The organism is Aureimonas sp. ME7 (assembly GCF_903970965.1).
Classification (GTDB): Bacteria; Pseudomonadota; Alphaproteobacteria; order Rhizobiales; family Rhizobiaceae; genus Aureimonas.
Genome location: NZ_CAJCKW010000002.1, coordinates 281,470 through 305,484, shown reverse-complemented (window position 1 = coordinate 305,484; position 24,015 = coordinate 281,470). Strand labels below are relative to the sequence as shown.

Annotated in this window: 25 protein-coding genes; 10 read left to right on the top strand and 15 right to left on the bottom strand. The window is 66.1% G+C overall.

From position 1 onward, the window contains the following. Nucleotides 1-2: 2 nt before the first annotated feature. A complete protein-coding gene (locus H7A85_RS04885) occupies nt 3-788 on the bottom strand; it encodes a FadR/GntR family transcriptional regulator (RefSeq protein ID WP_182084765.1) in 786 nt (261 codons plus the stop codon). Nucleotides 789-887: 99 nt separating this feature from the next. Then, entirely contained in the window at nt 888-1,919 is a 1,032-nt protein-coding gene (locus H7A85_RS04880; RefSeq protein ID WP_182084764.1) for an Ldh family oxidoreductase, read from the bottom strand. A gap of 129 nt (nt 1,920-2,048) precedes the next feature. Here H7A85_RS04880 and H7A85_RS04875 point away from each other — a divergent pair, with 129 nt between their 5' ends. The 3 genes from H7A85_RS04875 (at nt 2,049) to H7A85_RS04865 (ending at nt 5,412) form a co-directional block, all read left to right on the top strand. Next, a complete protein-coding gene (locus H7A85_RS04875; RefSeq protein ID WP_182084763.1) occupies nt 2,049-3,074 on the top strand; it encodes a hydroxyacid dehydrogenase in 1,026 nt (341 codons plus the stop codon). Nucleotides 3,075-3,086: 12 nt separating this feature from the next. Beyond that, nucleotides 3,087-3,533 carry an RbsD/FucU domain-containing protein gene (locus tag H7A85_RS04870; protein ID WP_182084762.1) on the top strand — a complete coding sequence of 149 codons (447 nt, stop codon included), beginning with the start codon at nt 3,087-3,089 and terminating at the stop codon, nt 3,531-3,533. Between the two features lie 127 nt (nt 3,534-3,660). Then, entirely contained in the window at nt 3,661-5,412 is a 1,752-nt protein-coding gene (locus H7A85_RS04865) for an ABC transporter ATP-binding protein (RefSeq protein WP_182084761.1), read from the top strand. A gap of 4 nt (nt 5,413-5,416) precedes the next feature. On the opposite strand, the gene H7A85_RS04860 is transcribed toward H7A85_RS04865, so the two are convergent. The 4 genes from H7A85_RS04860 to H7A85_RS04845 all read right to left on the bottom strand — a co-directional run bounded on the left by H7A85_RS04860 (nt 5,417) and on the right by H7A85_RS04845 (nt 9,623). Continuing rightward, nucleotides 5,417-6,448: a carbohydrate kinase family protein gene (locus H7A85_RS04860; RefSeq protein WP_182084760.1), complete on the bottom strand. Its 1,032-nt coding sequence runs from the start codon at nt 6,446-6,448 to the stop codon at nt 5,417-5,419. A 3-nt stretch (nt 6,449-6,451) separates the two neighbouring features. Further along, the gene (locus H7A85_RS04855) at nt 6,452-7,456 is read right to left on the bottom strand and encodes a hypothetical protein (RefSeq protein ID WP_210270218.1); all 1,005 of its coding nucleotides are present in this window, start codon (nt 7,454-7,456) and stop codon (nt 6,452-6,454) included. Between the two features lie 38 nt (nt 7,457-7,494). Next, nucleotides 7,495-8,544: an ABC transporter permease gene (locus tag H7A85_RS04850; RefSeq protein WP_182084759.1), complete on the bottom strand. Its 1,050-nt coding sequence runs from the start codon at nt 8,542-8,544 to the stop codon at nt 7,495-7,497. 86 nt (nt 8,545-8,630) lie between these two features. After that, nucleotides 8,631-9,623, bottom strand: coding sequence for a substrate-binding domain-containing protein (locus tag H7A85_RS04845; protein WP_210270223.1), 993 nt, complete (start codon nt 9,621-9,623; stop codon nt 8,631-8,633). A gap of 536 nt (nt 9,624-10,159) precedes the next feature. Between H7A85_RS04845 and H7A85_RS04840 the strand changes: the two genes are divergently transcribed. After that, entirely contained in the window at nt 10,160-11,137 is a 978-nt protein-coding gene (locus H7A85_RS04840; RefSeq protein ID WP_182084757.1) for a malate dehydrogenase, read from the top strand. Between the two features lie 123 nt (nt 11,138-11,260). Further along, a complete protein-coding gene (locus tag H7A85_RS04835; protein WP_244630947.1) occupies nt 11,261-11,950 on the top strand; it encodes a cell wall hydrolase in 690 nt (229 codons plus the stop codon). 9 nt (nt 11,951-11,959) lie between these two features. On the opposite strand, the gene H7A85_RS04830 is transcribed toward H7A85_RS04835, so the two are convergent. Further along, complete coding sequence (locus tag H7A85_RS04830; RefSeq protein ID WP_182084756.1) at nt 11,960-12,808, bottom strand: oxidoreductase; 849 nt, start codon at nt 12,806-12,808, stop codon at nt 11,960-11,962. Between the two features lie 173 nt (nt 12,809-12,981). Between H7A85_RS04830 and H7A85_RS04825 the strand changes: the two genes are divergently transcribed. Continuing rightward, nucleotides 12,982-13,896, top strand: a complete 915-nt coding sequence (locus H7A85_RS04825) for a D-alanyl-D-alanine carboxypeptidase family protein (protein ID WP_244630945.1) — start codon at nt 12,982-12,984, stop codon at nt 13,894-13,896. Nucleotides 13,897-13,900: 4 nt separating this feature from the next. On the opposite strand, the gene H7A85_RS04820 is transcribed toward H7A85_RS04825, so the two are convergent. Both H7A85_RS04820 and H7A85_RS04815 read right to left on the bottom strand, forming a co-directional pair. Next, a complete protein-coding gene (locus H7A85_RS04820) occupies nt 13,901-14,692 on the bottom strand; it encodes an SDR family oxidoreductase (protein ID WP_182084755.1) in 792 nt (263 codons plus the stop codon). A gap of 80 nt (nt 14,693-14,772) precedes the next feature. Then, a complete protein-coding gene (locus H7A85_RS04815; protein WP_182084754.1) occupies nt 14,773-15,438 on the bottom strand; it encodes a sulfite oxidase-like oxidoreductase in 666 nt (221 codons plus the stop codon). Between the two features lie 149 nt (nt 15,439-15,587). On the opposite strand from H7A85_RS04815, the gene H7A85_RS04810 reads away from it, so the two are divergent. The 4 genes from H7A85_RS04810 (at nt 15,588) to H7A85_RS04795 (ending at nt 17,527) form a co-directional block, all read left to right on the top strand. Beyond that, the gene (locus H7A85_RS04810; RefSeq protein ID WP_182084753.1) at nt 15,588-15,917 is read left to right on the top strand and encodes a hypothetical protein; all 330 of its coding nucleotides are present in this window, start codon (nt 15,588-15,590) and stop codon (nt 15,915-15,917) included. A gap of 61 nt (nt 15,918-15,978) precedes the next feature. After that, a complete protein-coding gene (locus H7A85_RS04805) occupies nt 15,979-16,317 on the top strand; it encodes a four-helix bundle copper-binding protein (protein WP_182084752.1) in 339 nt (112 codons plus the stop codon). Next, on the top strand, nt 16,317-16,691 hold the full coding sequence (locus H7A85_RS04800; RefSeq protein WP_182084751.1) for a DUF305 domain-containing protein: 375 nt from the start codon (nt 16,317-16,319) through the stop codon (nt 16,689-16,691). Before H7A85_RS04805 ends, H7A85_RS04800 begins: the two co-directional genes overlap by 1 nt. A 92-nt stretch (nt 16,692-16,783) precedes the next feature. Continuing rightward, complete coding sequence (locus H7A85_RS04795) at nt 16,784-17,527, top strand: phosphatase PAP2 family protein (RefSeq protein ID WP_182085070.1); 744 nt, start codon at nt 16,784-16,786, stop codon at nt 17,525-17,527. Between the two features lie 42 nt (nt 17,528-17,569). Here the strand turns inward: H7A85_RS04795 and H7A85_RS04790 are convergent, their stop codons facing one another. The 6 genes from H7A85_RS04790 to H7A85_RS04765 form a co-directional block, all read right to left on the bottom strand. Further along, entirely contained in the window at nt 17,570-18,673 is a 1,104-nt protein-coding gene (locus H7A85_RS04790; RefSeq protein ID WP_182084750.1) for a substrate-binding domain-containing protein, read from the bottom strand. Between the two features lie 75 nt (nt 18,674-18,748). Further along, the gene (locus H7A85_RS04785) at nt 18,749-19,693 is read right to left on the bottom strand and encodes an ABC transporter permease (protein ID WP_182084749.1); all 945 of its coding nucleotides are present in this window, start codon (nt 19,691-19,693) and stop codon (nt 18,749-18,751) included. 13 nt (nt 19,694-19,706) lie between these two features. Next, nucleotides 19,707-20,660 carry an ABC transporter permease gene (locus H7A85_RS04780; protein ID WP_182084748.1) on the bottom strand — a complete coding sequence of 318 codons (954 nt, stop codon included), beginning with the start codon at nt 20,658-20,660 and terminating at the stop codon, nt 19,707-19,709. Beyond that, entirely contained in the window at nt 20,657-22,162 is a 1,506-nt protein-coding gene (locus tag H7A85_RS04775; protein ID WP_348519694.1) for a sugar ABC transporter ATP-binding protein, read from the bottom strand. The genes H7A85_RS04780 and H7A85_RS04775 overlap by 4 nt, the downstream gene beginning before the upstream one ends. Then, nucleotides 22,152-22,877 carry an SDR family oxidoreductase gene (locus tag H7A85_RS04770; RefSeq protein WP_182084746.1) on the bottom strand — a complete coding sequence of 242 codons (726 nt, stop codon included), beginning with the start codon at nt 22,875-22,877 and terminating at the stop codon, nt 22,152-22,154. The genes H7A85_RS04775 and H7A85_RS04770 overlap by 11 nt, the downstream gene beginning before the upstream one ends. A 44-nt stretch (nt 22,878-22,921) precedes the next feature. Further along, nucleotides 22,922-24,007, bottom strand: coding sequence for an NAD(P)-dependent alcohol dehydrogenase (locus H7A85_RS04765; protein ID WP_182084745.1), 1,086 nt, complete (start codon nt 24,005-24,007; stop codon nt 22,922-22,924). Nucleotides 24,008-24,015: the final 8 nt, after the last annotated feature.

Here is a 24,015-nt window from a genome sequence, read left to right as displayed (position 1 = left end):
CGTTACCTCCCGTTCGAACCCTGCGCGACGGCTTTGCCGTCTCGTCCCTTGACGCGACCCGGCGTCCTCCCGCCGGATCGTGTAGTGCCCGCTTCCTCGCCGAAGCCGTGCTGGAAGCGAATCTGAGAATTTCGAAGATGCGAACGCATCGCCCGTTCGGCGCCGTCCGGATCGCCCGCCGCGATGGCGTCGCGAACGATCCGATGCTCCTCGTAGGCGAGGCGCCAGGTTTCGCCGGTTTCGAAATATTCCGACAAGCGCTCGAAATACGGCGTCATTCGCTGGTCGAACAGCTCGCCGACGAAGCGCACGAGAACGGCGTTGGAGAGGATGCCCGCGACCGCGACGTGGAACTGGCGATCCAAAGAGATCGTCTCGGGCGAGGGATGGTTGCCGCGTTCCATCGTGCCGAGAACGGCGTCCAAAGTCGCGATGTCCTCCCGCTTGGCGAGAGCGGCCGCCTCGCGAACCAACGCGCTTTCCACAAGCTCGCGTGCGCGCAGAAGTTCGAACGGCCCTTCACCTTCGAAGATCGAGTCCTCGTCATGGCGAAGCGGCGGGGCCGTCACGTAGATCCCGGAGCCGACCCGGATGCGGATACGCCCTTCCACCTCGAGGGCGATCAACGCCTCGCGCACGGTCGGCCGCGAGATGCCGAGACGCTCCGACAGTTCGCGCTCTGTGGGAAGACGCTCGCCGACGCCGTATTCGCCATTCTCGATCAGGCCGCGGAGCTGGTCGGCGACCTGACGATAGAGGCGGCGGGGTTCGACGGCTTCCAAGGGCATTGCCGGCCGGCCCTCCCAAGCCTTCGACATTTGGCCAATCGGTCTGACCAATTGACGCGAACGTGGCTCGGGCCGCCGTTCCTGTCAAGACACTATCGATCAGCCCCCGATCCCGAGGAAGCGCGCCGTCTCCGCATCGACGGGAATGCCGTTTGCCATGCGTTCGGCCGCGACCGCCCATTCGCGGTCGCCCGGCGCCATCACCCGGCCGCCTTCGACGGCGGGAACGGAGCGCAGGGCATCGAGATACCGGAGCATGCCCTTGGCGAAGAGTTCGGAACCGGCGAATCGCTGTGGGTCGATGGCCAGGAAGAAGTGACCCATGTTGCGCGGGGTCGAGATATCGTCGCCGCCGACCATCGGAATGAAGTCGGGGTCGAGCGTCGTGCCGTTCAGGATGCCGGTCAGAAGCGTGGCGACGCCCGCGAGCGCTGCGCCTTTGAACCCGTAGCCCTCGCCGCCGAGTGGCAGGAGCATTTCTGCCGCTTCGGCGTCCCGTGTCATCCCGCCGTCCAGCGCCGCGGCGACGCCGGCGGGAAGCTCTTTCGCCAGCGCGCGGTAGAGCAGAACCCGGTTCAGCGGGATCGACGAGGTCGCCATGTCGAGGAGCCAAGGCCGCGCGCCGCCGCTGGGCGCGGCGAAGGCGAGGGGGTTTGTGCCGTGGAAGGGCTTGGCGCCGTCGAACAGCGTGACGACGGCATCGGTGTTGGTGGTTGCGAAGCCGATCATGCCTTGGTCGGCGATCGCGGCCGCATAGGCTCCGGCAGCTCCCAGATGGGACGACCGGACCGCGCCGACCGCGCCGACCCCGCTTTCGCGCGCCAGTTCGATCGCGAACTCCGCTGCGCGGTAGCTCGTCAGGTGGCCGAGGCCGTCGTCGCCGTCCACGACGCCGGTCGCCGCCGCCGTGCGTTTGCGCGTGACGTTCGGCCGGCCGTTGACGCGCCCCCCCGCGATCACCCGGCAGTAGTGGGGAACGAGGCGAACGCCGTGGCTGTCCACGCCGATGCGCGACGCGTGCATCAGCGCGCGCGTCGTGGCCTCGACCGATTCGTCGCAAGCGCCCGCTCCCCGCAGCGTCGCTTCGACACGGGCAGCGAGCTGCCTTTCCTCCACCAGAACCACACTCATCGCATCCTCCCGACCGCTGATTTGGATCGCTTCGGGGGTAGAACGAAGGTTTTCGTCGTGCAAACGGCTTCTGCATTCGATAGCTGTGGAGCGAGCGCCCAGCGCGTATCGAACCCCAAGGACCATCGGATGACCGAGCGCCCGTTGATCATCGCCGCCCCGCACCCGCGCACGCTGGAGATGATCTTCACTCCCGATTCGCTGGGCACGCTGCGTGAGCGCTACGAGGTCGTAGAAACCACGGATGATGCGATCGAGGGTCTGGCGCCCGACCTTCTGGCGCGCGCCCGCTATCTCGTCGGTCAGCCGCCGCTTTCCGAAACGCTTCTGGAGGCGATGACCGAGCTTCGCGCGGTGGTGAACGTCGAGGGCAACTTCCTAGACAACATGCCCTACGACACGTGCCTCCGACGCGGAATCCATGTTTTGATCACCAGTTCGGTCTTCGCCGAGCCGGTGGCGGAGATGGGCCTTGGCATGGCGCTCGCGCTGCATCGCGAGATCGCCAGCGCCGACGCGGCCTTCCGGCGGGGCGAGGAGGTCTGGGGTCTCGACGGCAACGGGTCGGCGAGGCTCCTATCCGGTTCGCGGATCGGCATTGTGGGCTTCGGCGATCTCGGCCGCTGCCTGCATCGTCTGCTGGCAGGGTTCCGGGCCGAGGTGTCGGTCTACGACCCGTGGCTCCCGGCTTCCGTGATCGCCGATCATGGCGCGGTGGCCGCATCGCTCGAAACAGTTCTCCAAACGTCGGACACGATCTTCGTCACGGCCTCCGTGACCGCCGACAACCAGCACCTCTTCGACGCGGCCGCCTTTGCCGCCATGCGCCCCGGGGCGGCCTTCGTTCTTCTCAGCCGAGCCGGCATCGTCGATTTCGACGCCATGCGCGAAGCGGCGGCCGGCGGCCGGATCAAGGTGGCGACCGACGTGTTCCCGCACGAGCCGCCGAGCCGCGACGATCCCGTTCGCCAAACGTCCGGCATGCTGCTGTCGGCCCACCGTGCCGGGGCGCTCGACGTCGTCTTCCAGCGCATGGGCGATATCCTCCTCGATGATCTATCGCTGATGGATCGCGGCCTGCCGCCCGTTCGCGCCAAGCGCGCCGAGCGCGAAACCGTTCGCCGCATGCGTTCCAAACCCGTATCCAAGAGCTGAAGGCTTATCCGGATGTTGAAGACCATCTCTCCGATCCTCACCCCCGAACTCCTGACCATCCTGGCCGAGATGGGCCACGGCGACGATCTCGTGCTCGTGGATCGCAACTTCCCGGCCGAATCCACGGCGGCGGAAACCACGACCGGGCAATGCGTCCAGTTGGCCGGTGTCGGCACCACCGAGGCGGCTCGCGCCATCCTGTCCTTGCTGCCGCTCGACTCCTATGTCGACGCGCCCGTTCGTCTGATGGAAGTCGTCGGCGACCCGAAGGCCTATCCCGACGTTCATCGCGAGATGCAGGAGGTGGTCGACGCTGCCGAAGGCAAGTCGATCACGATCGAGCGGGTGGAACGCTTCGCCTTCTACGACGCCGCCAAGACCGCCTATGCCGTGGTGCGCACGACGGAAGCACGCCCGCACGGCTGCTTCATCTTCAAGAAGGGCGTCATCTTCGACTGATTGCCGTCAAAGTTGACCACAGCGGTCCGGTTTTCTACAGAACCGCTGGTTTCCGGTTTTCAAAAATAGGAGCGGTTCGGCGCGCGGCGGATGATCCCGGCGGTGCCGAGCCCTCGACGAGGTTCGCATGCTCGCGCGTTTCTTTGCCTACTACGCCCCATGGCGCGGGCTCTTCGTGCTGGACTTCTCCAGCGCCGTCATCGCCGGTCTTCTTGAACTCGGCTTTCCGATCGCGGTGAAGCTCTTCGTGGACGACCTCCTGCCGAGCGGCAACTGGGGGATGATCGTCCTCGCGTCCCTCGGCCTCCTGGCGATCTACGTCCTGAACACGGGACTGATGGCGGTGGTCACCTATTGGGGCCATATGCTCGGCATCAACATCGAGACCGAGATGCGCCGCAAGGCGTTCGAGCATCTGCAGACGCTATCCTTCGGCTATTTCGACAACCAGAAGACCGGCCATCTCGTCGGCCGTCTGACGAAGGATCTGGAGGAGATCGGCGAGGTCGCCCACCACGGGCCGGAGGACCTGTTCATCGCCGTGATGACGTTCATCGGTGCCTTTCTTCTGATGCTGAACGTCCATGTCGAGCTGGCGCTGATCACAGCCCTCGTCGTGCCGCTCGGCTCGTGGGTCGCGGCGCGCTACGGCAGCCGGATGACGAAGACCTGGCATGCGATCTACGGAAGCGTCGGCGACTTCAACAGCCGGATCGAGGAGAATGTCGGCGGCATCCGCGTCGTCAAATCCTTCGCCAACGAGGCGCACGAGCGCGCGCTCTTCGCGCGCAACAACAGCGGCTACCGGGCGCGTAAGCTCGACGCCTATCGCATCATGTCGATCAGCCAGTCGCTGAACTACCTGACCATGCGCCTGACCCAGGTCATCGTGATGCTGGCCGGCACCTGGTACGTGATGAACGGCGAGCTGAGCTATGGCGGCTTCGTCGGTTTCCTGCTGCTCGTCGGCGTGTTCTTCCGCCCGGTCGAGAAGATCGCAGCTGTTCTGGAAACCTATCCGAAGGGCATCGCAGGCTTTCGCCGCTACACCGACTTTCTCGACACAAAACCCGAGATCGTCGATGCGTCGGATGCGGTCGAGTTGACCGGCGTGAAGGGGGACATCGCGTTTCGCGACGTGGCGTTCGCCTATGCCAATGGGCGACCGGTGCTGGACGGCGTCGATCTCGACATCCGCGCCGGCGAGACGGTGGCCTTCGTCGGCCCGTCGGGCGCAGGCAAGACGACCATCTGCTCGCTCGTGCCCCGATTCTACGAGGCGACGGGCGGCGCCATCCTGATCGACGGGATCGACATCCGGCAGGTGACGCTGGAATCGCTGCGTCGCCATATCGGCGTCGTTCAGCAGGACGTCTTCCTGTTCGGCGGGACTGTGCGGGAGAACATCGCCTACGGTAAGCTGGATGCCAGCGAGGCGGAGATCGTCGAGGCCGTCGAACGGGCGCACCTGACGCAGACCGTCGCCGCTCTGCCGGACGGGCTCGATACGGTGGTTGGCGAGCGCGGCGTCAAGTTGTCCGGCGGTCAGAAGCAGCGGCTGTCGATCGCCCGCATGTTCCTGAAGAACCCCGAGATCCTGATTCTGGACGAGGCGACCTCGGCCCTCGACACCGAGACCGAGCGCGCGATCCAGGCCTCGCTCGCGGAGCTGGCCAAGGGGCGCACGACCCTCGTGATCGCCCATCGCCTGTCCACCATCCGCCACGCGGACCGCATCGCCGTCGTGGCGGACGGGCGCATCGCCGAGCTCGGCACCCATGCCGAGCTCATGGCGCGCCGCGGCGCCTATCATCGATTGACAACCTCGCAGGATCGGCTCGACCTCGAATATCGCGGCGAGGACCTCGCCGCGATCTGACCCGTCAGGCCGCCGCCATGGTTCGCCAGCCCCAGCGCTCGGCGAGCGCGAGGCAGTTCGCGGCGGTTTCGACGCTGCCCGTCGTGCCGACGCTGCGGAGCGAGGAGGCGGCGCAGGCATGAGCAAGGCGAAGACCGTCTTCGATCGGCCGCCCTTCGTGGTGGCCGTACATGAAGCCTGCCGCGAAGGCGTCGCCCGCGCCGTTGGCGCCCTTCACCTCGTCCTGCGGCACCGCGACGGACGGTTGGCGGAACGTTTTCCCGCCGCGCGAAAAGGCGAGGGCACCGCTTGGGAAATGGATCGCCAGAACCTCGATGGAACTGGCCGCCATGATCCGCGCTCCAGCTTCCTCGCAGGCGGCAAGGTCGGTTTCGCCGTCCTCGGTGGTCCGCAGGCCGGTGATCGCCCCGATCTCGTAGTCGTTGACGACCAGCGTATCGAGGTGGTCGAGGCAGGGTTCGGCGAGTTCACGAAGACGCTCGGGGGCGATCTGCAGAAGCTCGAGATTGGTCTCCAGACCCGCCGCACGCGCCGCCTTCAGCGTCGCCACCCAGCCGTTCACCTCGCCCCCCCAGGCACTGTCCATGATGTCGTGGATGCCGGGAAGGCCGAGATGGAAGATACGCGCATTGGTGTCCGAGAAGTCGAAATGGTCCGGCGAAAGGAGCGCGCTCGTTCCCTGGTGGAAGATGTGGGTGCGCTTGCCCGTGGAGCGGGCGCTGAAGGCGTCGGTGTAATTGGTGCGCCCGCCCTCGATGACGCGCATGCCTCGGCGATCGATGCCGTTATCGTCGGCGTATCGCAGGAGAATCCGTCCGTCCTCGTCGTCGCCGACGCAGCCGATCGTGGCCACCGGCATGGTCGGGTCGAGGCGGCGGATGTCGATGCCGAAGTTGCAGGCCGAGCCGCCGCCTTCCACCGTTTCCGATAGGATGCGGGTCACGGTTTCCTCGACCGGCCAGCGGTCGAGGAGCTTGTTGTGGTCGGCGCACCAGGTTCCGCCCGTGAGAAAACCGCGCCGCTGAACAGCCGACACGTGTCAGGCTCCGAGCTTGAGGGACGGATCGGTGACTTCGAGATCGTCGGCGAGCGGCTTCTTCGACCGGATGCCGTTCTTCTGGAGGTGGTCGTGATAGACCTTCGTGGCTTCCTCCGAGGAGATGTCGTCCTCGATCACCGAGCGCATGGCGCGCACGATGGCTTCCGAATCCTCGGCGAAGAAGATCTTGCGCCCGAAGAGGGCGACGCGCGCGCCGTATTTTTCCGCCTGCTTCACCATCTCGAGCGTGTCGCGCGTCGTCGACGACGCCCCGCCGAGAATGCCGACGATGAGGTTTCCGGGATCAAAGGAGGCAAGCTCCTCCGTCGCCTTCGGCCCGTTATAGACGACCTTCAGGAACTCCGGCCGGTCGAGCCTCGACACGCCGGCGAGCACCTTGGCGATGGCATCGTTGTTGTAGGTGAAGAAATCGGAGCCCGGCGCCTTCACCTCGAACTGCGGATTGAACACCTCCAGGAAGTGACGCACGCCGGCGGCCGAAGCTTCGTCGCGAAATTTGGCATAGGCGTCGAGCGTCCGCAGGTCCTGGTCGAGGTCGTTGAAGAAGGTGATGGCGTAGAGGCCGAGATCGGCCACGGGCTTCACCCGATCGAGACGGGCCGTGCGGAAGGGCACGGTCGGCAGGTGCTTGTAGTTCGCGCCACGCCAGTGCCAGATGTCGCTGCCGTCGTTGAGCCGGACGGCGGCCGTCACGTCCGTGTCGCCGTAGACGCCGCGCGCCTGAAGATGCTCGGCCGAGGACAGGGACGTCAGCATGATGTCGACGAGGCCGGACCGGACCATCGTCTCCATCGCGTCGCGATAGACCTTCAGCGGGCGCGTGCGGCCCGTCGGCTTGCCCTCGGCGTCGAGCTCGGGTCCTGAAACGCCGACGCCGAGCGCCATATCGCCGTCCTTGGCGTCGGCGATGATGAAGTCCTTCGGCGTGTATTCGCCGCGCCGGATGCGCGCGAGCTTCTGGTCCATCCGTTTGGAGGTGGTCATGCGGGAATGCTCCGGGAGTGCCGTGTTGGGGGTTGAGGTCAGGCGGAGACCTTGCGGATCCACTGATCCAGGCCGACCGCCACGATGATGAGGATGCCCACGGCAAATTCCTGCCAGAGGGCGTCGAGGCCCGACAGGGCGAGGCCGTTGCGGAACACGCCGACGATCAAGGCGCCGATCAGCGTGCCGACGATCGAGCCGCGCCCGCCGAAGAGCGAGGTGCCGCCGATGACGACGGCGGTGATGGAATCGAGATTGGCGGTGCCGCCCGATGTCGGGCTGATGGCGCCCACGCGCCCGATCAGCACCCAGGCGCCGAGCGCGCAGATCGCGCCGGCCAGCGAGTAGACGGCCAGAAGGACGCGGCGCGTGTCGATGCCCGAAAGACGTGCGGCCTCCGGGTCGTCGCCCGTCGCATAGACGTGCCGGCCGAAGGCGGTCCGGTTGAGGAGGTACCACGCGGCGGCCGCGACGATCAGCGTGAACACGGTACCGAAGGTCAGCCGCGCGCCGCCCCACTGGATCGCGGTCGCCGTCAGCTGCAGGAACGGAGCTTCCGCCGCGACTTCCTGCGAGCGGATCGTCTGCGAGCCGGAATACCAAAGGAACGTCGCCCCGAAGATGCTCCACGTGCCCAGCGTCACGATGAAGGGAGGCAGCTTGATATAGGTGATCAGAAGCCCGTTCAGGACCCCGCAGCCGAGGCCGACGGCAATGCCGATCAGGAAGGCCAGTTCGGCCGGAACGCCCATCGAAACCGCGAGGCGCCCCATGACCACGGTCGCGAGGATCATGATGGCGCCGACCGAAAGATCGATGCCGGCGGTGAGGATGACCAGCGTCTGCGCGATGCCGATGATTGCGATGATCGTCACCTGCTGCATGATCAGCGACAGGTTGAACGGCTGGAAGAAGCGATTGCCGACGATCAGACTGAAGGCCAGGAGCCCGACACCGAGCACCACGAACGGCACGATCGTGGGATATTGGTGCAGGATATGCTGGAGACGGCGCAAGGGGGAACGCCGTTCTTCCGCGAACTGTGCGACGGCGTCCGCACCCGTCGGGTTGGCTTGGCTGCTGGACATGATCGGCGGTCCCCTCCCGGCTCGCGTGTTCGAAACGGGATGGGGCGAGCGATCGTCCCATCCCGCGCACGTTCAAACAGTTCCGATCAACCCCAGCACTGCTTGAGCGCTTCGGCGGAGGTGATGGACGGAACGCCGTCCACCGGCTTGTCGGTGACGAGGGTGACGCCCGTGTCGAAGAAGTCGAGACCGGCGGTCGCGGCCGGCTTTTCGCCCGACTTCTTGAAGTTGACGATCGCCTCCACGCCCTTGGACGCCATCAGAAGCGGATATTGCATGGAGGTCGCGCCGATGACCCCGGCCTTGACGTTCTCGACACCCGGGCAACCGCCATCCACGGAGGTGATCACGACCGAACCGTCCTTGCCGGCCGCCTTGATCGCCTCGTAGGCGCCGGCCGCCGTCGGTTCGTTGATCGTATAGAAGACGTTGAGGTCGGGGTCCTTCTGAAGAAGGTTTTCCGCGCCCGTCCGGCCACCTTCCTCCGACCCCTGGCCCCATTGATGGCCGACGATGCGCGCGTCGTCCTCGTCGAGATAGCGCGCCGGATCCTTCGGATCGATGCCGAAACCCTTCATGAAGCCTTGGTCGCGCGCGACGTCGACCGTGGGCTGGGTCTCGATAGCGTCGAGAAAGCCGATCTTGGAGGTTTTGGGATCCGCGACGGTCTTGGCCGCCCATTGCCCGATCAACTCGCCCGCCTTGAAGTTGTCGGTCGCGAAGGTCTGGTCGGCGGCGTTCGCGGGATCCAGCGGCGTATCGAGCGCGATCACGAGGATGCCGGCCTGACGGGCCTGTTCGAGAACCGGCGTGATCGCCTTGGGGTCGCTCGCGGCGATCAAGATGCCGCTGGCGCCGGCCGAGATCAGGTTCTCGACGGCTGTCACCTGCGTGTCGTGATCACCATCGTACTTGCCGGCGAAGCTTTGGAACTTGACGCCGAGCTCGGCGGATTTCTGGCTCGCGCCCTCGCGCATCTTGGCGAAGAACGGGTTGGCTTCCGTCTTCACCACAAGGCCGACGAGGATGTCGTCGGACTGTGCGTTGGCCGGCCCAACCGTGGCTAGCACACCAAGCATGGCCGTGCCGGCGATCAGCTTTGCAAATCGATGGAATGCGATGTTCGTCGTCATGCTTCCTCCCTTTTGCCTTCGAACACGAAACGTCGATGCCGCGAAGCGACCGTGCGTCTCCCCTGGAACTTGATCGACAGCCCCCTCCCACAAGGACTTCGACCGATCCGAGGCCTGGCGGGGGCGGTGTAGCCTTGCGCCCCACCGCCCTTCGTGGACTCGATCCGTTCCCGGCTGAGTAGATGCGCGATCGCTGTAAAACACAATCGCCTTTGCGCATGGTCCGTTCTTTTTGCGCGTTTTTGGAACGATCCCCGATACCGCGCGGGAGGATCGATGCATCCTGGCTGTCGATCTCATCGAAACGCGCACATCGGCCTCGCTCCGGCAGGACGAGTTGCGCCGGATATCGTATCGATTGAATACGGAACTCGCCGCCGACGAGCGGTCGACACGCCATTTTCGCCATGGATCGTGGGCCGGAGACGCGCTAGGGCAGGGCGCACCATCGCCTCCGATCGACAGTCCCGAAAGGTTCGACCATGACGCAGCCCAAACGCATCGCCGTCACCGGCGCCGCCGGCCAGATCTGCTACTCACTTCTGTTCCGGATCGCCAATGGCGACGTCTACGGCAAGGACACGCCGGTCGCCCTGCAGCTTCTCGACCTGCCGCAGGCCCAGAAGGCCGTGAAGGGCGTCGTCATGGAGCTGGAGGACTGCGCCTTCCCGCTTCTCCAGGATGTCGTCATCACCGACGATCCGAAGACCGCCTTCCGCGACATCGACGCCGGTTTCTTCGTGGGTTCGCGCCCGCGCACGCAAGGGATGGAGCGCCGCGACCTCCTGAACGCCAATGCCGAGATCTTCCGCGTGCAGGGTCAGGCGTTGAACGAAGCCGCCAAGCGCGATGCGAAGGTGATCGTCGTCGGCAACCCCGCCAACACAAACGCGATGATCCTGGCCGCCAACGCCAAGGATTTCCCGACCGAGAACGTCACCGCGATGCTGCGGCTCGACCACAACCGCGCGCTCACCCAGTTCGCGCAGAAGGCCGGAGTTTCGGTCGACGAGATCCAGAAGTTCGTGGTCTGGGGCAACCACTCGCCCACCATGTTCGCCGACTGGACCAACGCCACGGCGGGTGGCAAGCCGCTGTCCGAGGTGATCGGCGACGAGGCCTGGTACAAGGAAACGCTGATCCCGACCGTCGCCAAGCGCGGCACGGCGATCATCGAAGCGCGCGGCGCGTCCTCGGCGGCCTCGGCCGCCAACGCCGCGATCGACCACATGCGCGACTGGATCAGCGGCTCGAACGGCGACTGGGTGTCGATGGGCATTTCGTCGGACGGCTCCTACGGCATCCCCGAAGGTCTGATGACCGGCGTGCCGGTGGTGGCCGAGAACGGCTCCTACAAGCGCGTGACCGGGCTCGAGATCGGCCCGTTCCAGCAGGAGATGCTGGACCGCACCGTGAACGAGCTGAAGGAAGAGCGCGAGGCCGTGTCCGCTCTTCTCTGATCTTCCGCGAAGATCTCGAGGGCCGCCGTGCGCAAGCGCGGCGGCCTTTTCGCGTCCGAAAGGATCAACTGCTTCTTAAGCTTCCCCAGCGAAATTCGCCCGACGTTGCAAGCGGGCCGCATCATGTCGCCGAACCAGTTTTTCCTCCTCGCGAGTGCCGGCGCGCTTCTCCTCGTCGGCGGATGCGCCAAGGTTCAGCCGCGTATGAGTTCGCAGGAATGCCTCGCTCGCGCGATGTACTTCGAATCCAACCGGTCGAGCGAGGCCGGCATGCTCGCCGTCGGCACGGTGGTGATGAACCGCCTGGAGTCGGGCCGATATCCCCAATCCGTTTGCGGCGTCGTTGGGCAGAAGAACCAGTTCGCGCCGGGCGTCCTCTCGAAGCCGATGGGCAAGGGCCGCGAGCTGGCGTCGCAGACGGCCGGTCGCGTCCTGAAGGGCGCGCGCCACCCGGAGGTGCAGAAGGCCATGTTCTTCCACACCGCCGGCTATTCGTTCCCCTACACGAACATGCACTACCTGACGATACAAGGCGGCAACTCGTTCTACGAGAAGCGCAAGAACGCGACCTCGACGCAGGCGATGGTTGCCGAACGCCAGCGCTCGGAAAAGGAAGGGCGTTTGCCTTTCAACCCGGCCGCGCGAAACATGCCGACCGAGGTCGCCGTGCGCACGCCCGAGCCCGCGATCATGCGCGCTCCGGTTCGCCAGAGCCGCATCGCGCGCGAGGTCGCGCGCGGCGCGGGCGCGGTCTCCGCTCCCCCGTTGGAAGCCATGAGCATCGAAGACCTCATCCAGCAGAACGGGGGATGACGACGCGGATCAGGCCTCCGGGAAGTCCGCCGAAAGGCTTTCGCCTTGCAGGGCCTCGATCTCCGACAGGCGGGACCGCAGCTTGGCGATGACGCCCTCGAAGGCGATCTTGCCGAGAACGAGATGGCGCGGCGCCTTTTCCATTTGCGTGGCGCGGATCATCGCCTCGCCGGCGCGAACCGGGTCGCCCGCCTGCTTGCCGCTGATATCGGACGTCGCCTGCAGACGCTTGCCCGCCGTCGGCGCATAGTCCTCGATGCGGTTCGGCGTCTGCCGGAGCGAGCGTCCGGCCCAGTCGGTGCGGAACGGACCGGGGGCGACGCAGGTGACCTGGATGCCGATCGGCTCGCCCTCGGCGGCCAGGGCATCGGAGAAACCTTCTACCGCGTGCTTCGTGGCGGCGTAGTAGCCGGAACCCGGGAAACCAATGAAGCCGGCTTGCGAGGTGAGGTTGAGGATGCGGCCGGATCGCTGCCCGCGCATCACCGGCAGGACGGCGCGGGTCATGGCGAAGAGGCCGAAGACGTTGGCGTCGAACTGCGCGCGGATCTCGGCGTCGTCGCCTTCCTCGATCGAGGCCTGATAGCCGTAGCCCGCGTTGTTGACGAGAACGTCGATCCGCCCGAACCGGTCCACCGTCGCCTTCACGGCCGCGTCGATCGCAATCGTGTCGTTCACGTCGAGCGACAGGGCGAGAATGTCGTCCCCTCCGCGCTCCACGAGTTCCCCGAGCCGGTCCTTGTCGCGGGCCGTCGCCACGAGACGCCAACCACGTCCGAGAATGAGCTTGGCGAGTTCGTAGCCGAAGCCGGTGGAGCATCCGGTGATGAACCAGACGGGGGTCGCGGAAGATGCCATGAGACGAGCCTTCGTGTTTTGGAAAACCGGCGTTGGACCCCCTATCTGGGGCCGCCGAGGTCGTCGGCCAGCGAAGGCCGCTTCCGGTTCCGGCAAACGAAGACAAGTTTACGGAAACGACTCGCGTGCTACTCCCAGCGTCTCGATCGCTCCTCTGCGTGGAACAGCGTCCCGTGAAGACCATCTCCGCCGTCCGCCCATCGCGCAAGCGCTCCGCCACCCTTCTCATGGGCCTGGCACTTTCGGTCGCGCTGGCCTCGTGCCAGTCGATGGACCTGTCGCGCGGGGATGTGCGCGCGGGCCTTCTGCCGACCACGAAGGTGCCCGCCCTCGTGCTCGGCGCCGAAGAGGTCGCGGTGCGCACGCCCGCCGCTCTCGTCGTGGACGCCGACAGCGGCCGGGTTCTCTATGCCGAGGACCCCGATGGGCTGCGCCACCCGGCCTCGATCACCAAGCTGATGACGCTCTACCTCCTGTTCGAGGCGGTGGACGCCGGCAAGCTTTCGCTGGATGATGGGCTCGTCGTGTCCTCGACCGCCGAAGCCAAGCCGCCGTCGAAGCTCGGGCTCCGGCCGGGCGAAACGATCCGGGTGCGCGACGCGATGTATGCGCTGGCCGTGAAGTCGGCCAACGACATCGCCTCCGTGGTTGCCGAGAACCTGGCCGGATCGGACCAGGCGTTCGCCCTGCAGATGACGCGCAAGGCCCGCCAACTCGGCATGACGCGCACCAACTTCGCCAATCCATCCGGCCTGCCGCATCCCGATCAGATCTCCACCGCCCGGGATCTCGCGATCCTCGCGATGCAGATCCGCAAGCGCTTCCCGCGCTACGCCGAGATCTTCAAGACCGAATCCTTCGACTATGCCGGGCGCCATTACGCGGCGACCAACAAGCTCCTCGGCCGGGTGGCGGGCGTCGACGGCATGAAGACCGGCTTCATCGGCGATTCCGGTTTCAACCTCGTCGCCAGCGCCCGGCGCAACGGGCGCGGCGTCATCGTAGTGGTGATCGGCGGCAAGACGGGGCGCGAACGCGACGCTCGCGTCGAGCAGTTGATCGACACATATCTCGGCCCCGCTTCCTGAAAGCTCAGAGCGTCTTCAGCATGCCGCCGTCGACGAAGTAGGTGGAGCCCACGGAGTAGCTCGCCTTGTCGGAGCAGAGGAAGACGAAGAAGTTCGCCAGTTCCTCCGGCGTGCCGAAGCGCTTGATCGGCGCGTGCTCGTCGGCGACGCCCTGCAGATAGCCTTCCCAGTCGCCGCCGCTGTTCTCGGTGAGTTGGCGTGCCGTCTTCTTCCAGTCCGGCGTCAGGATCAGACCCGGGTTGACGCAGTTGACGCGGATGTTGTCGCCGACCACCTCGGTCGCCAGACACTTCGAAAACATCATCAGCGCCGACTTGGTGACGTTGTAGATCGGCTCGTACCACAGCGGCTGCACCGCGCAGATGGAGGCGTTGTGAAGGATCACGCCGCCCCCACGCTGGCGCATCTGCGGGATGACGCCGCGCGCCAGGCGAACCGCCGCCATGACGTGCAGGTCCCAGTAGGACTGCCACTTCTCGTCGGGCGCATCCATCACCGTTTCGTTGGAGCCGGTGCCGGCATTGTTGATCAGGATATCGGCACCCCCGAACCGCTGCTCCACGCCTTCGATGATGGCGTCCACACCTTCCACCGTCGCCACGTCTGCCGAGATGCCGAGGGCTTCGACGCCGAAGGTGGAGGCGATCCGGGCGGCCTCCGCGTTCGCCCGCTCGCCGTCGCGCGCGGCCAGAACGACGTTGGCTCCCTCGGCGGCGAGACCCTCCGCCACGGCGAGGCCGATCCCGACCGAGCCGCCGGTGACGATCGCGACCTTGCCCTTCAAACCCATGTCCATCCGCAGCACTCCCCCTGTTGGCCTGGAGCCTGCAGTGTGCTGTGTCCCAGCGGTTCGCGCCAGGGGATCGCGGAGGGATATCAGTCGGAATAGCGCTCTTCGGCCCAAGGGTCGCCCCGATTGTGATAGCCACGCATTTCCCAGTAGCCGGGATCGTCCTTCGTCCGGAACTCGATGCCGCGCAGCCATTTCGCGCTTTTCCAGAAGTAGAGATGCGGCACCACGAGCCGGACCGGGCCGCCGTGCTCTTTCGAGAGCGGCCGCCCGTCCCAGGAATGCACCACCATCGCGTCCCGTGCCGTGAAGTCCTCGAGTGTCAGATTGGTCGTGTAGCCGTCGTAGGAGGACAGAGCGACGAAGGCGGCTTCCGGTTTCGGGCGCACGGCCGCGACGATCTCGTGCGTGGAAACGCCGGTCCAGCGGTTGTCGTAGCGAGACCAAGTGGTGACGCAGTGGATGTCGCTCGTCTCCTCCGCCTGCGGCTGGGCGGCGAAGCGCTCCCAGTCCCAGATCGTCGGGTTCTCGACGGCGCCGTTGATCTGCAGCCGCCAGCGCTCCTGCGACACGCCGGGGTGCAGGCCGAGGTCGAGTACCGGCCAGTCGCGCACGAGATGCTGCCCCGGCGGCAGGCGCTCGCTCTCGGGCCGCGAATGTCGGCCGGTCAGGAAGCGTCCCTCCTGCGCCCAACTCTGCTTGGTGCGGGTCAGCTTGGATTCGGGTGGCGGGGCGTCGGATGGGTCGGTCATGAGGTCTTTCCGGGAACACGAAGGGCAGGGCGGAGCATCGATCGACCACAACCAATCTGGGGCTTGAAGGCCGCCCCGTCATCCGTATCTAGCGATCCATGGTGAAGTTCGCAGCACAACGTTTCGGCTTGAAGGATTGGGCGCGCTTCGTGATGTTCCTGTCTGTCGTCGCCTTCGCCACAGGCTATCTCGCACCCGGCGCGATGCCGGCCCACGCGCATTCGGGCGCGCCCGCGATCGCGGGCGATTGTGCGGGAATGCAGCGCATGGGGGCGCAATCTCCGAAGGTCCCGGTGAGCCAGCATGCGGCGATCTCCTGCTGCGTCGCGCATTGTCTGCCGGCCGTGCCGATCGCTTGGCCGGTTCTGCCGGACGCGCCTGCCGAAGCGGTGCGCATCCTAACGATCTGGGAAGCACGCTCCGACGGGACGACGCTTTCCGTTCCTCTTCCGCCTCCGCGATCGCTCGTCCAACGCTGACGACATCGACGGCGCGTCGATCCCGATGCGCCTCACCGGATTACGAAGAAGGAACCAACCCATGACCATGCCGACGCATGACATGACCGCCTGCATCGAGGCGTGTCTCGCCTGCTATCGCACCTGCCACTCCACGGCGTTGCACCACTGCCTGGAAGCGGGCGGCCGGCACACGGAACCGGATCATTTCCGACTGATGGCGGCTTGCGCCGAAATGTGCCGCGCCTCGGCTCACATCATGATGACGGGCTCGTCCGCGCATCGCCATTCCTGCCGGGCCTGTGCCGAGATTTGCGAGGCCTGCGCGGCGGATTGCGAGCGGGTCGGCGATATGGACGCGTGCGTGCGCGCCTGCCGCGAATGCGCCCGATCCTGCCGCGAGATGGCGGGAGCGAATTGATGCGCGCTTCCCCCACGATCCGCTCGGCAGCCGTGATGCTGTCGCTTTTCGCCGCGCCTGCGCTCGCGCAGGAGCCCGATCATTCCGACCAAGGCCAGCACGGCGCCATGTCGCCTGCCAGCGAGCGGATGATGCAGGCGATGGACACGATGAGCGCGGCGATGAAGGCTTCGCCGATGACGGGCAAGCCCGGCGTCGATTTCGCCGAGATGATGATCCCCCATCACCAAAGCGCGATCGACATGGCGGAAGCCTATCTGGCTAGCGACGAGAGCGATCCGACGCTGACCCGGATCTCGCGCGACGTCATCTCCTCTCAGGAAAAGGAGATCGCCGAACTGCGGGATTGGCTTAAGGCGCATCGCGGCCAGTAGGGTCGCCTAGCGCTCGATAGGCGGGGCGGCTCGAGGCCGCCTCGCTTGGCCTGGGCCTCGCCGAGGTGGAACGTCGCCTTACTTTGCCGGCGATGGATCAGATCAATCGTTCCCCGTCCCGAAGCCGCCAGCCCGAGCCGATCGGCCAGGTTCCCATCCTTCGCAAGGTCGAGGTTCAAGGCCTTCTATCCCTGACGCTCGTTTCCGCGCTGCTTCTCGGCTTCGTACTGGTGGCCGGCTGGGTGCAATGGGGCGATGCGGGGGCGTTCGACGAAACCATCCTGCGATGGTTCCGCAACCCCGCCGACCCCGCCGACCCGATCGGACCGTTCTGGGTGGAGGCCGGGTTTCGCGACATCACCGCGCTCGGCGGCTATACCGTCCTGTCGCTGTTGACGCTCTTGGCCGTCAGCTATCTCCTGATCGAGGGCAAGCGCGCATCCGCGCTTCTCGTCGCCGCCGCCATCCTCGGCGGCACGATCCTCTCCAATGTCCTGAAGTTCGGCTTCAACCGGCAGCGACCGACGGTGGTGGATCATCTGATCGATGTGCACAGCCTGAGCTTTCCCAGCGGACACGCCATGCTGTCCGCCATCGCCTACCTGACCCTCGGCGCGCTTCTGGCGCGCACGCAGCGCAACATCGTCACGCGCACCTACATCATCGGCGTCGCGATCTTCCTGACGCTGGTGATCGGGATCAGCCGCATCTTCCTCGGCGTTCATTACCCGACCGACGTTCTGGCCGGCTGGTGCGCCGGATCGGCCTGGGCGTTCCTGTGCTGGTGGCTCGCCCGCTGGCTGCAGAAGCGGGGCAGCGTCGAACCGAGCACCTGAAGTCGAAGGCGCCGACCGGGCTGGCCGGCGCCCTCCTGTTTCTCAGAAGTCGAAGTTGTTGATGTCCGTCTTGGTGAAGACCTTCGGGGGGCCGAGCAGGATCTGGCTCTGGTTGATCACCTGCAGATCTCCGAGGCGCCCGGCCTTGAAGGTCGTGTCGCCCGGCTTCAACGTTCCGTCCGCGACCGCTCGCATCGCAAGGCCCGCGGCATAGCCGAGATCGACCGTCGACCAGAGGATGGTGGACTTGATGCAGTCGTTGTTGACATAGGGCTTCATGGCGTTCGGAAGCGCGAGGCCGACCACCGCGACCTTGCCGCACAGGTTGTTCTGCTGCACGGCTTCGGCAGCGGCCGGCGTCGCGACCGACGTCATGCCGAAGATGCCCTTGAGCTCGTCGCCGTACTTGTTGATCAGCGTCTGGGCCTGGTTGAAGGAGAGGATGTTGTCCTCCTGCGCTTCCACCGTTTCCAGGAACTTGATCTTCGGGTGGCACTTCTCGGCGTAGGCGCCCATCTCGGTGATCCAGCGCGCCTGATTGGGCGTGGTGAACGTCGATGTGACGATCGCGAACGAGCCTTCCTCGCCGACCTCCGACACGAACTGGTCGATCATCGCCTTGGCGACGCCGTTCGGCTCGGCCTGCGTCACGAACCACTGGCGCGCGTCCGGCTCTGCGTCGGCGTCGTAGCCGACGACGTTGATCCCGGCCTCCAGGGCGCGCTTCAGGACGGGAGCGATCGCCACGGGGTCGTTGGCCGCGTAGAGAATGCCGTCGACGCCGGAGGTGATGTAGTTGTCGATGAAGGTGATCTGCTCGTCGATATTCGCCTTGGTCGGACCGTCGGTGGTGACGGTCATCGAGCCGAGCTCCTTGGCCGCTTCCTGGATGCCGCTGGCGGTGGAGTTGAAGTAGCCGACGCCGACGAGCTTCGGAATATCGACGACCTTGAGCTCCTTGCCCTTGCGGTCGGGCGCGCCGGTCGGTGTGCCGCCGTTGTAGTCGCCCGGCGGAACGGCGGTGACGCTGGCGTCGCAGGCCAGCGGATTGGCCGGCTGGTCGTCGCCGCCCGTCCAGGCGCTCTGCGCCATGGCCGGGGCGGTGAGAAGGCTGGTGCCCATGAGAAGGGCGATAAGCGTGCGCATGATATGTGTCTCCTCCACGATGACGATGGCATTTCCTTCCGCGTCTCGCCCCTCCCGGGTCGAAGCGGATGTTTCTCAGTCGCTGGAATAGCGGCTGAGGAAGTTCGAGATCAGGACGGCCAGGATCAGCACCACGCCGATGATGACGATGGTGCCATCTCCTCGAACGCCCGATAGCGCGAGACCGTTCTTCAGCACCTGGACGAGGCAGAGGCCGAGAAGCGTGCCGACGACGAGACCCCGACCACCGAAGATCGACGTGCCGCCCAGAACCACGGCGGTGATGACGTCGAGCTCGATCCCGCTGCCCATGTCGGAGCGCGTGGTCGATACGCGGCTGACGAAGACGACGGCCGCCAGCGCCGACACGAAGCCCGCCGCCGAGTAGATCCAGAGCTTCGTTCGCGCGACGTCGATGCCGGAGAATTCGGCACCCGCCTCGTTGTTGCCGATCGCATAGGTGGCGCGGCCGAAGGCGGTGAAGCGCAGGATGAAGAAGCCGATCAGGGCGACGGCGGCCAGAAGCCAGAGCTGCGTCGGGATGCCGAGCACGTTGCCCTGGCCGAGCACGAAGAACCAGGACGGGTATCCGCGCACCGACTGCGCTTGGCTGATGCCCTCGGCGAGGCCGCGATAGAGGGCCAGCGTCGCCAGCGTCGCAATCAGCGGGGGCACGCGGAAGCGCGTGATGATCAGCCCGTTGACGAAGCCGGCCAGCGTGCCGACGACGAGCGAGAGCACGATCGCGGCCGGAAGGGGAAGGCCGAGGTTCTTCCAGAACACGCCGATCAGAATCGCGCAGAGACCGAGGATCGACCCGACGGACAGGTCGATGCCGCCGGTGACGATGACGAAGGTCATCACAACGGCGATCAACCCGACCTCGGTCATTAACCGGCCCTGGTTGAGAAGGTTGGCGGCGGTCAGGAAGCGTTCGTTGTCCCATGCGAGGACGACGAGCGCGAGCGCGAGGATGAGAGCCAGAATGGCCTCGTGGCGAAGGAGCGAGCGAAACGACATGGTGTCAGCCCCCTCAGCCGGTTCGCCCGCGCCGGGCCATGTCGGCCAGGACGGTCGCGAGAATGAGAATGCCCTGAACCGCGCGGAGCCAATAGGCCGACACGTTGAGGAAGATCAGCGAGGAGCCGATGGCGGCGAAGAGGATGGCCGCGAGCGTCGAGCCGACCACGGTGCCGATGCCGCCGAGGATCGACACGCCGCCGACCACCGACGCGGTGATGACGATGAGCTCGAGCCCGTTGGGAACGGTGGACTGGATGACCTGGAGCTGCGTGGCGAAGAGGATCGCCGAAACGCCGGCGATCAGCCCGTGCAGCCCGAACACTTTCACGATCGTCGCCTTGTAGGGAATGCCCGACGCTTCGGCGGCTTCTGCATTGCCGCCGACAGCGTAGATAGACCGGCCGAAGGCGGTGGAGCGCAGGACGAAGGCCATGGCGATCGTCATCACGAGCATGAACCAGACCGGCGAGGGGACGCCGAGGAGGCGGAATTGCGCCAGCTGGAATTCTGGGGGCAGGCCGGAGATCCAGGCTCCGCCGGTAACGGTGATCAGGCCGCCGCGCAGGATCGACAGCATGGCGAGCGTTGCGATGATCGAGGGGACCTTCAGATAGGCGATCAGGGCGCCCAGACCCGCGTTCACGACGCCGCCGATCAGGACGGGAAGGACCCAGGCGAGCCAGACGGGGTAGCCATTGGTGACCAGCAGCCCGGAGATCGTCGCCAGAACGCCGATCAGCGCGCCCACCGACACGTCGATATGACCGGAGATGATGACCATCGACATGCCGATCGCGGCGACCGCGATATAGGCGTTGCCGACGAAGATCGAGGTCAGGTTGTTGGGCGAGACGAAGCGCGGGTTGACCCAGCCGACGACGAGAAACAGCGCGGCGATCGCAACGACCAGAAGGATTTCCTGGCCCGACGAGGACAAGCGGCGGGAAAGCGTCGGCCCCTTCATGCCGCGTGCCCCCGCATCATCGCCGTGCCGACGGCGTCCGGGCTTGCCTCGGCGCGGTCAAGGACGGCGGACACGCGCCCGCCGTTCATCACGAGGACGCGGTCGCTCATGCCCAGCACCTCCGGGAGCTCGCTGGAGATCATGACGATGGCGAGACCTTGCCGTGCGAGTTGGTTCATCAGCTTGTGGATCTCGGTCTTGGCGCCGACATCGACGCCGCGCGTCGGCTCGTCGAGGATCAGGATGCGGGGATCGGTCGCCAGCCACTTGGCGATGACGACCTTCTGCTGGTTTCCGCCCGATAGCTGCGCGACGACCTGGTTCGGGCCCCGCGCGCGGATGGCGAAGCGCTGGATCGCGTCCTCGGCGATGGTCCGCTCCCGCCTGGTATCGACGACGGAGCGGCTGGTCAGCCGTTTCAGGATCGCCATGGAGACGTTCTCGCGGATCGACTGCGGGCGCACGAGGCCGTGGTTGGCACGGTCCTCCGGCACATAGGCGATGCGATGGGCGATGGCCTCTCGCACGTTGCCGACGCTGACGGGCTTCCCGTCGATGAGGATCTCGCCGCTCGTGGCGGGCGTCACGCCGAAGATCGTCTGCGCGAGTTCGGTGCGGCCGGAGCCGACGAGGCCGGCGATGCCGAGGATCTCGCCGGCTTTCACCGAGAAGGAGATGCCCTGCACCTTCTGCCCGAAGCTGAGGTTCCGCACCTCGAGCACCGTCTGGCCGATCGGGATGTCCTCCTTCGGAAAGAGCTGGTCGATGTCGCGACCGACCATCATGGATACGAGCGCGGGTTCCGTGACTTCGCCGGTCGGGCGCGTTCCGATGGTCTTGCCGTCGCGCAGCACGGTGACGCGATCGGAAATCTCGAAGATTTCGTTCATCCGGTGGCTGACATAGACGATGCCGACACCCTCGGTGCGCAGCGAGCGCACGACGTCCAGAAGACGGCGAACGTCCGCTTCGGCGAGCGCCGCCGTCGGCTCGTCCATGATGAGGACGCGCGCGTTCTTGGACAAAGCACGGGCGATCTCGACGCGCTGGCGGTTGGCGACGGAAAGCTTCGACACCTTCTCGTCCACGTCGAGGTCCGGGCAGTCGAGGCGATCGAGGATGGCACGAGCGCGCTCGCGCATCGCGCTCCAGTCCAGAGTTCCGCGCGCCGTCTTCGGCGCATGGCCGACGAAGATGTTCTCGGCGACCGTCAGGGCGGGAAACAGCAGCAGTTCCTGATGCACCACCGCGATGCCCTTGCCCTGGGCTTCACCGGGACCTGCGAGACGCACCGTCTGCCCATCGATCTCCACGGTGCCGGCGTTCGCCTGATGGGCGCCCGACATGATGCGGATCATGGTGGACTTGCCGGCGCCGTTCTCGCCCATCAGCGCATGCACCTCGCCGGCGCGCAGATCGAAGTCGATGCCTTTCAGGACGGAAACGGGGCCGAAGGATTTCTCGACGGCGCGCAGCGCGATGATCGGGGCGTCAGTTGGCAAGGAAGCCCCCTTCCACAGGCAAGGCGTGGCCATGGATCATCGCCGCCGCGTCCGACAGGAGGAAGAGGATGGCCTCTGCGACATCGGCCGTCTCGGCGAAGCGCCCGACGGGCGTGCGGCTCATCATCGGCCCCGCCTTTTCCGGCGCGCTCCAGGCGACGCGCGCCAGCTCGGTCAGCGTAATGCCGGGGTTCACCGCGTTGACGCGGATCCGGTGCGGGCCCAACTCGTTCGCCATCACCCGCGTCAGCCCGTCCAGCGCGCCTTTGGATGCGCAATAGGCGGCGTGGTCGCGAAAGCCGAGGAGGGACGAGATCGACGACACGTTGACGATGGCGCCGGGCGCAGAGCGGCGGATTAGATCACGGGCAAAGACCTGGGAGACGATAGCGGCGGCGCGCACGTTGATCGCCTGAACCGTGTCGAAGGACTCGTCCTTCATCTCCAGAAACGGCTCCAGAATGTTGATCCCGGCGCAGTTCACCAAAAGGTCCGCCGGCAGCGCCTCGGTTGCCGCGAGGCGAGCGGCGGCGCCGTCGGCCAGGTCCACCGTGATCGTCCGGCAGCCGGTGGCGCCTTCCAGCGTTTCGAGATCGGCCTTCGTGCGTCCGAGCGCCACCACCTTGGCCCCGCGCTCCGTGAGGAGTTCGGCGACATGGCGCCCGATGCCTTTGCCGGCACCGGTGACGATGGCGGTCCTGCCTTTGAAATCCAACGCGTCGTCCCTCCCAAGACTTCAGCTGCGGGCCTTTGTCCGATCTAGCCGGGCAGTCCCATCTCGATCTGCATCTTCACCTCGCCCTTCGGCGAAGTGGCTGCGAGTTTAAAGGCTTCGACGCTTTTCTCGAACGGGAACGTCCGAGTGATGAGCGGCGACACGTCCACCGCGCCGGACGCCAGCATGGCGACGCAGCGGGGGAAGACATGGGCGTATCGGAACACGTGCTCGACCCGCGCTTCCTTCACCATCGCCGCCGACACGTCGTAGGACGCGGGGTGCAGGGGAATGCCGACGAACACCACGACGCCGCCGGGGCAAAGCGGCTCGAAGATGCCGGCGATCGCCTTTTCCGAGCCGGCGCATTCGTAGATCACGTCCGCACCCCAGCCTTCGGTGCGCGCTTTGACGACCTCGGCAAGGTTTTCGCGCGCGACGTTGACCGTGGAGACGGAGCCGAGCTTTCGGGCGATCTCCAGCTTGGTGTCGTCGACGTCGCTGACGATCACGTGCGCACAGCCGCCGGCAAGCGCAGCCAGCACGGTGACGAGGCCGATGGGCCCGGCACCGATCACCACGGCGACGTTGCCCGGCGCGGCCTTGGCCTTGGTGACGGCGTGAACGCCGACGGCCAGCGGCTCCACCATGGCGGCGGCGGCAAAGGACACGTTGTCGGGCAGTTTGAAGGTGAAGGCTTCCGGATGGACCACGCTCGGACGCAGGACGCCATGCACCGGCGGCGTCGCCCAGAACTGGACGGCAGGGTCGAGATTGTAGAGACCGAGGCGCGTCGCGCGGCCGTTGGGATCGGGCACGCCCGGTTCCATGCAGACGCGGTCGCCCGGCTTCAGCGTCGTCACGCCGGCGCCGACCTCGGTGACGATGCCGGAGGCCTCGTGTCCGAGGATCATCGGTTCTCGCACCACGAACGGCCCGATCGCACCGTGCGTGTAGTAATGAACGTCCGATCCGCAGATGCCGACCGTGTGGATCGCGATGCGGACATCATGATCGCCGAGCGTCTCCGGCAGATCGTAGTCGCGCAGGGTGAGCCGGTCCTTTCCCTCCAGAACGAGGGCGCGTCGATCGCTTTGCGTCGAGGAATTCAGGTCGGACATGGTCGACATTTCGTGGC

Coding starts and splice junctions, on each gene's coding strand:
- H7A85_RS04885 (WP_182084765.1), bottom strand. CDS start 788: ATGCCCTTGGAAGCCGTCGAACCCCGCCGCCTCTATCGTCAGGTCGCC.
- H7A85_RS04880 (WP_182084764.1), bottom strand. CDS start 1,919: ATGAGTGTGGTTCTGGTGGAGGAAAGGCAGCTCGCTGCCCGTGTCGAA.
- H7A85_RS04875 (WP_182084763.1), top strand. CDS start 2,049: ATGACCGAGCGCCCGTTGATCATCGCCGCCCCGCACCCGCGCACGCTG.
- H7A85_RS04870 (WP_182084762.1), top strand. CDS start 3,087: ATGTTGAAGACCATCTCTCCGATCCTCACCCCCGAACTCCTGACCATC.
- H7A85_RS04865 (WP_182084761.1), top strand. CDS start 3,661: ATGCTCGCGCGTTTCTTTGCCTACTACGCCCCATGGCGCGGGCTCTTC.
- H7A85_RS04855 (WP_210270218.1), bottom strand. CDS start 7,456: ATGACCACCTCCAAACGGATGGACCAGAAGCTCGCGCGCATCCGGCGC.
- H7A85_RS04850 (WP_182084759.1), bottom strand. CDS start 8,544: ATGTCCAGCAGCCAAGCCAACCCGACGGGTGCGGACGCCGTCGCACAG.
- H7A85_RS04845 (WP_210270223.1), bottom strand. CDS start 9,623: ATGCTTGGTGTGCTAGCCACGGTTGGGCCGGCCAACGCACAGTCCGAC.
- H7A85_RS04840 (WP_182084757.1), top strand. CDS start 10,160: ATGACGCAGCCCAAACGCATCGCCGTCACCGGCGCCGCCGGCCAGATC.
- H7A85_RS04835 (WP_244630947.1), top strand. CDS start 11,261: ATGTCGCCGAACCAGTTTTTCCTCCTCGCGAGTGCCGGCGCGCTTCTC.
- H7A85_RS04830 (WP_182084756.1), bottom strand. CDS start 12,808: ATGGCATCTTCCGCGACCCCCGTCTGGTTCATCACCGGATGCTCCACC.
- H7A85_RS04820 (WP_182084755.1), bottom strand. CDS start 14,692: ATGGACATGGGTTTGAAGGGCAAGGTCGCGATCGTCACCGGCGGCTCG.
- H7A85_RS04815 (WP_182084754.1), bottom strand. CDS start 15,438: ATGACCGACCCATCCGACGCCCCGCCACCCGAATCCAAGCTGACCCGC.
- H7A85_RS04805 (WP_182084752.1), top strand. CDS start 15,979: ATGACCATGCCGACGCATGACATGACCGCCTGCATCGAGGCGTGTCTC.
- H7A85_RS04800 (WP_182084751.1), top strand. CDS start 16,317: ATGCGCGCTTCCCCCACGATCCGCTCGGCAGCCGTGATGCTGTCGCTT.
- H7A85_RS04795 (WP_182085070.1), top strand. CDS start 16,784: ATGGATCAGATCAATCGTTCCCCGTCCCGAAGCCGCCAGCCCGAGCCG.
- H7A85_RS04790 (WP_182084750.1), bottom strand. CDS start 18,673: ATGCGCACGCTTATCGCCCTTCTCATGGGCACCAGCCTTCTCACCGCC.
- H7A85_RS04785 (WP_182084749.1), bottom strand. CDS start 19,693: ATGTCGTTTCGCTCGCTCCTTCGCCACGAGGCCATTCTGGCTCTCATC.
- H7A85_RS04780 (WP_182084748.1), bottom strand. CDS start 20,660: ATGAAGGGGCCGACGCTTTCCCGCCGCTTGTCCTCGTCGGGCCAGGAA.
- H7A85_RS04765 (WP_182084745.1), bottom strand. CDS start 24,007: ATGTCGACCATGTCCGACCTGAATTCCTCGACGCAAAGCGATCGACGC.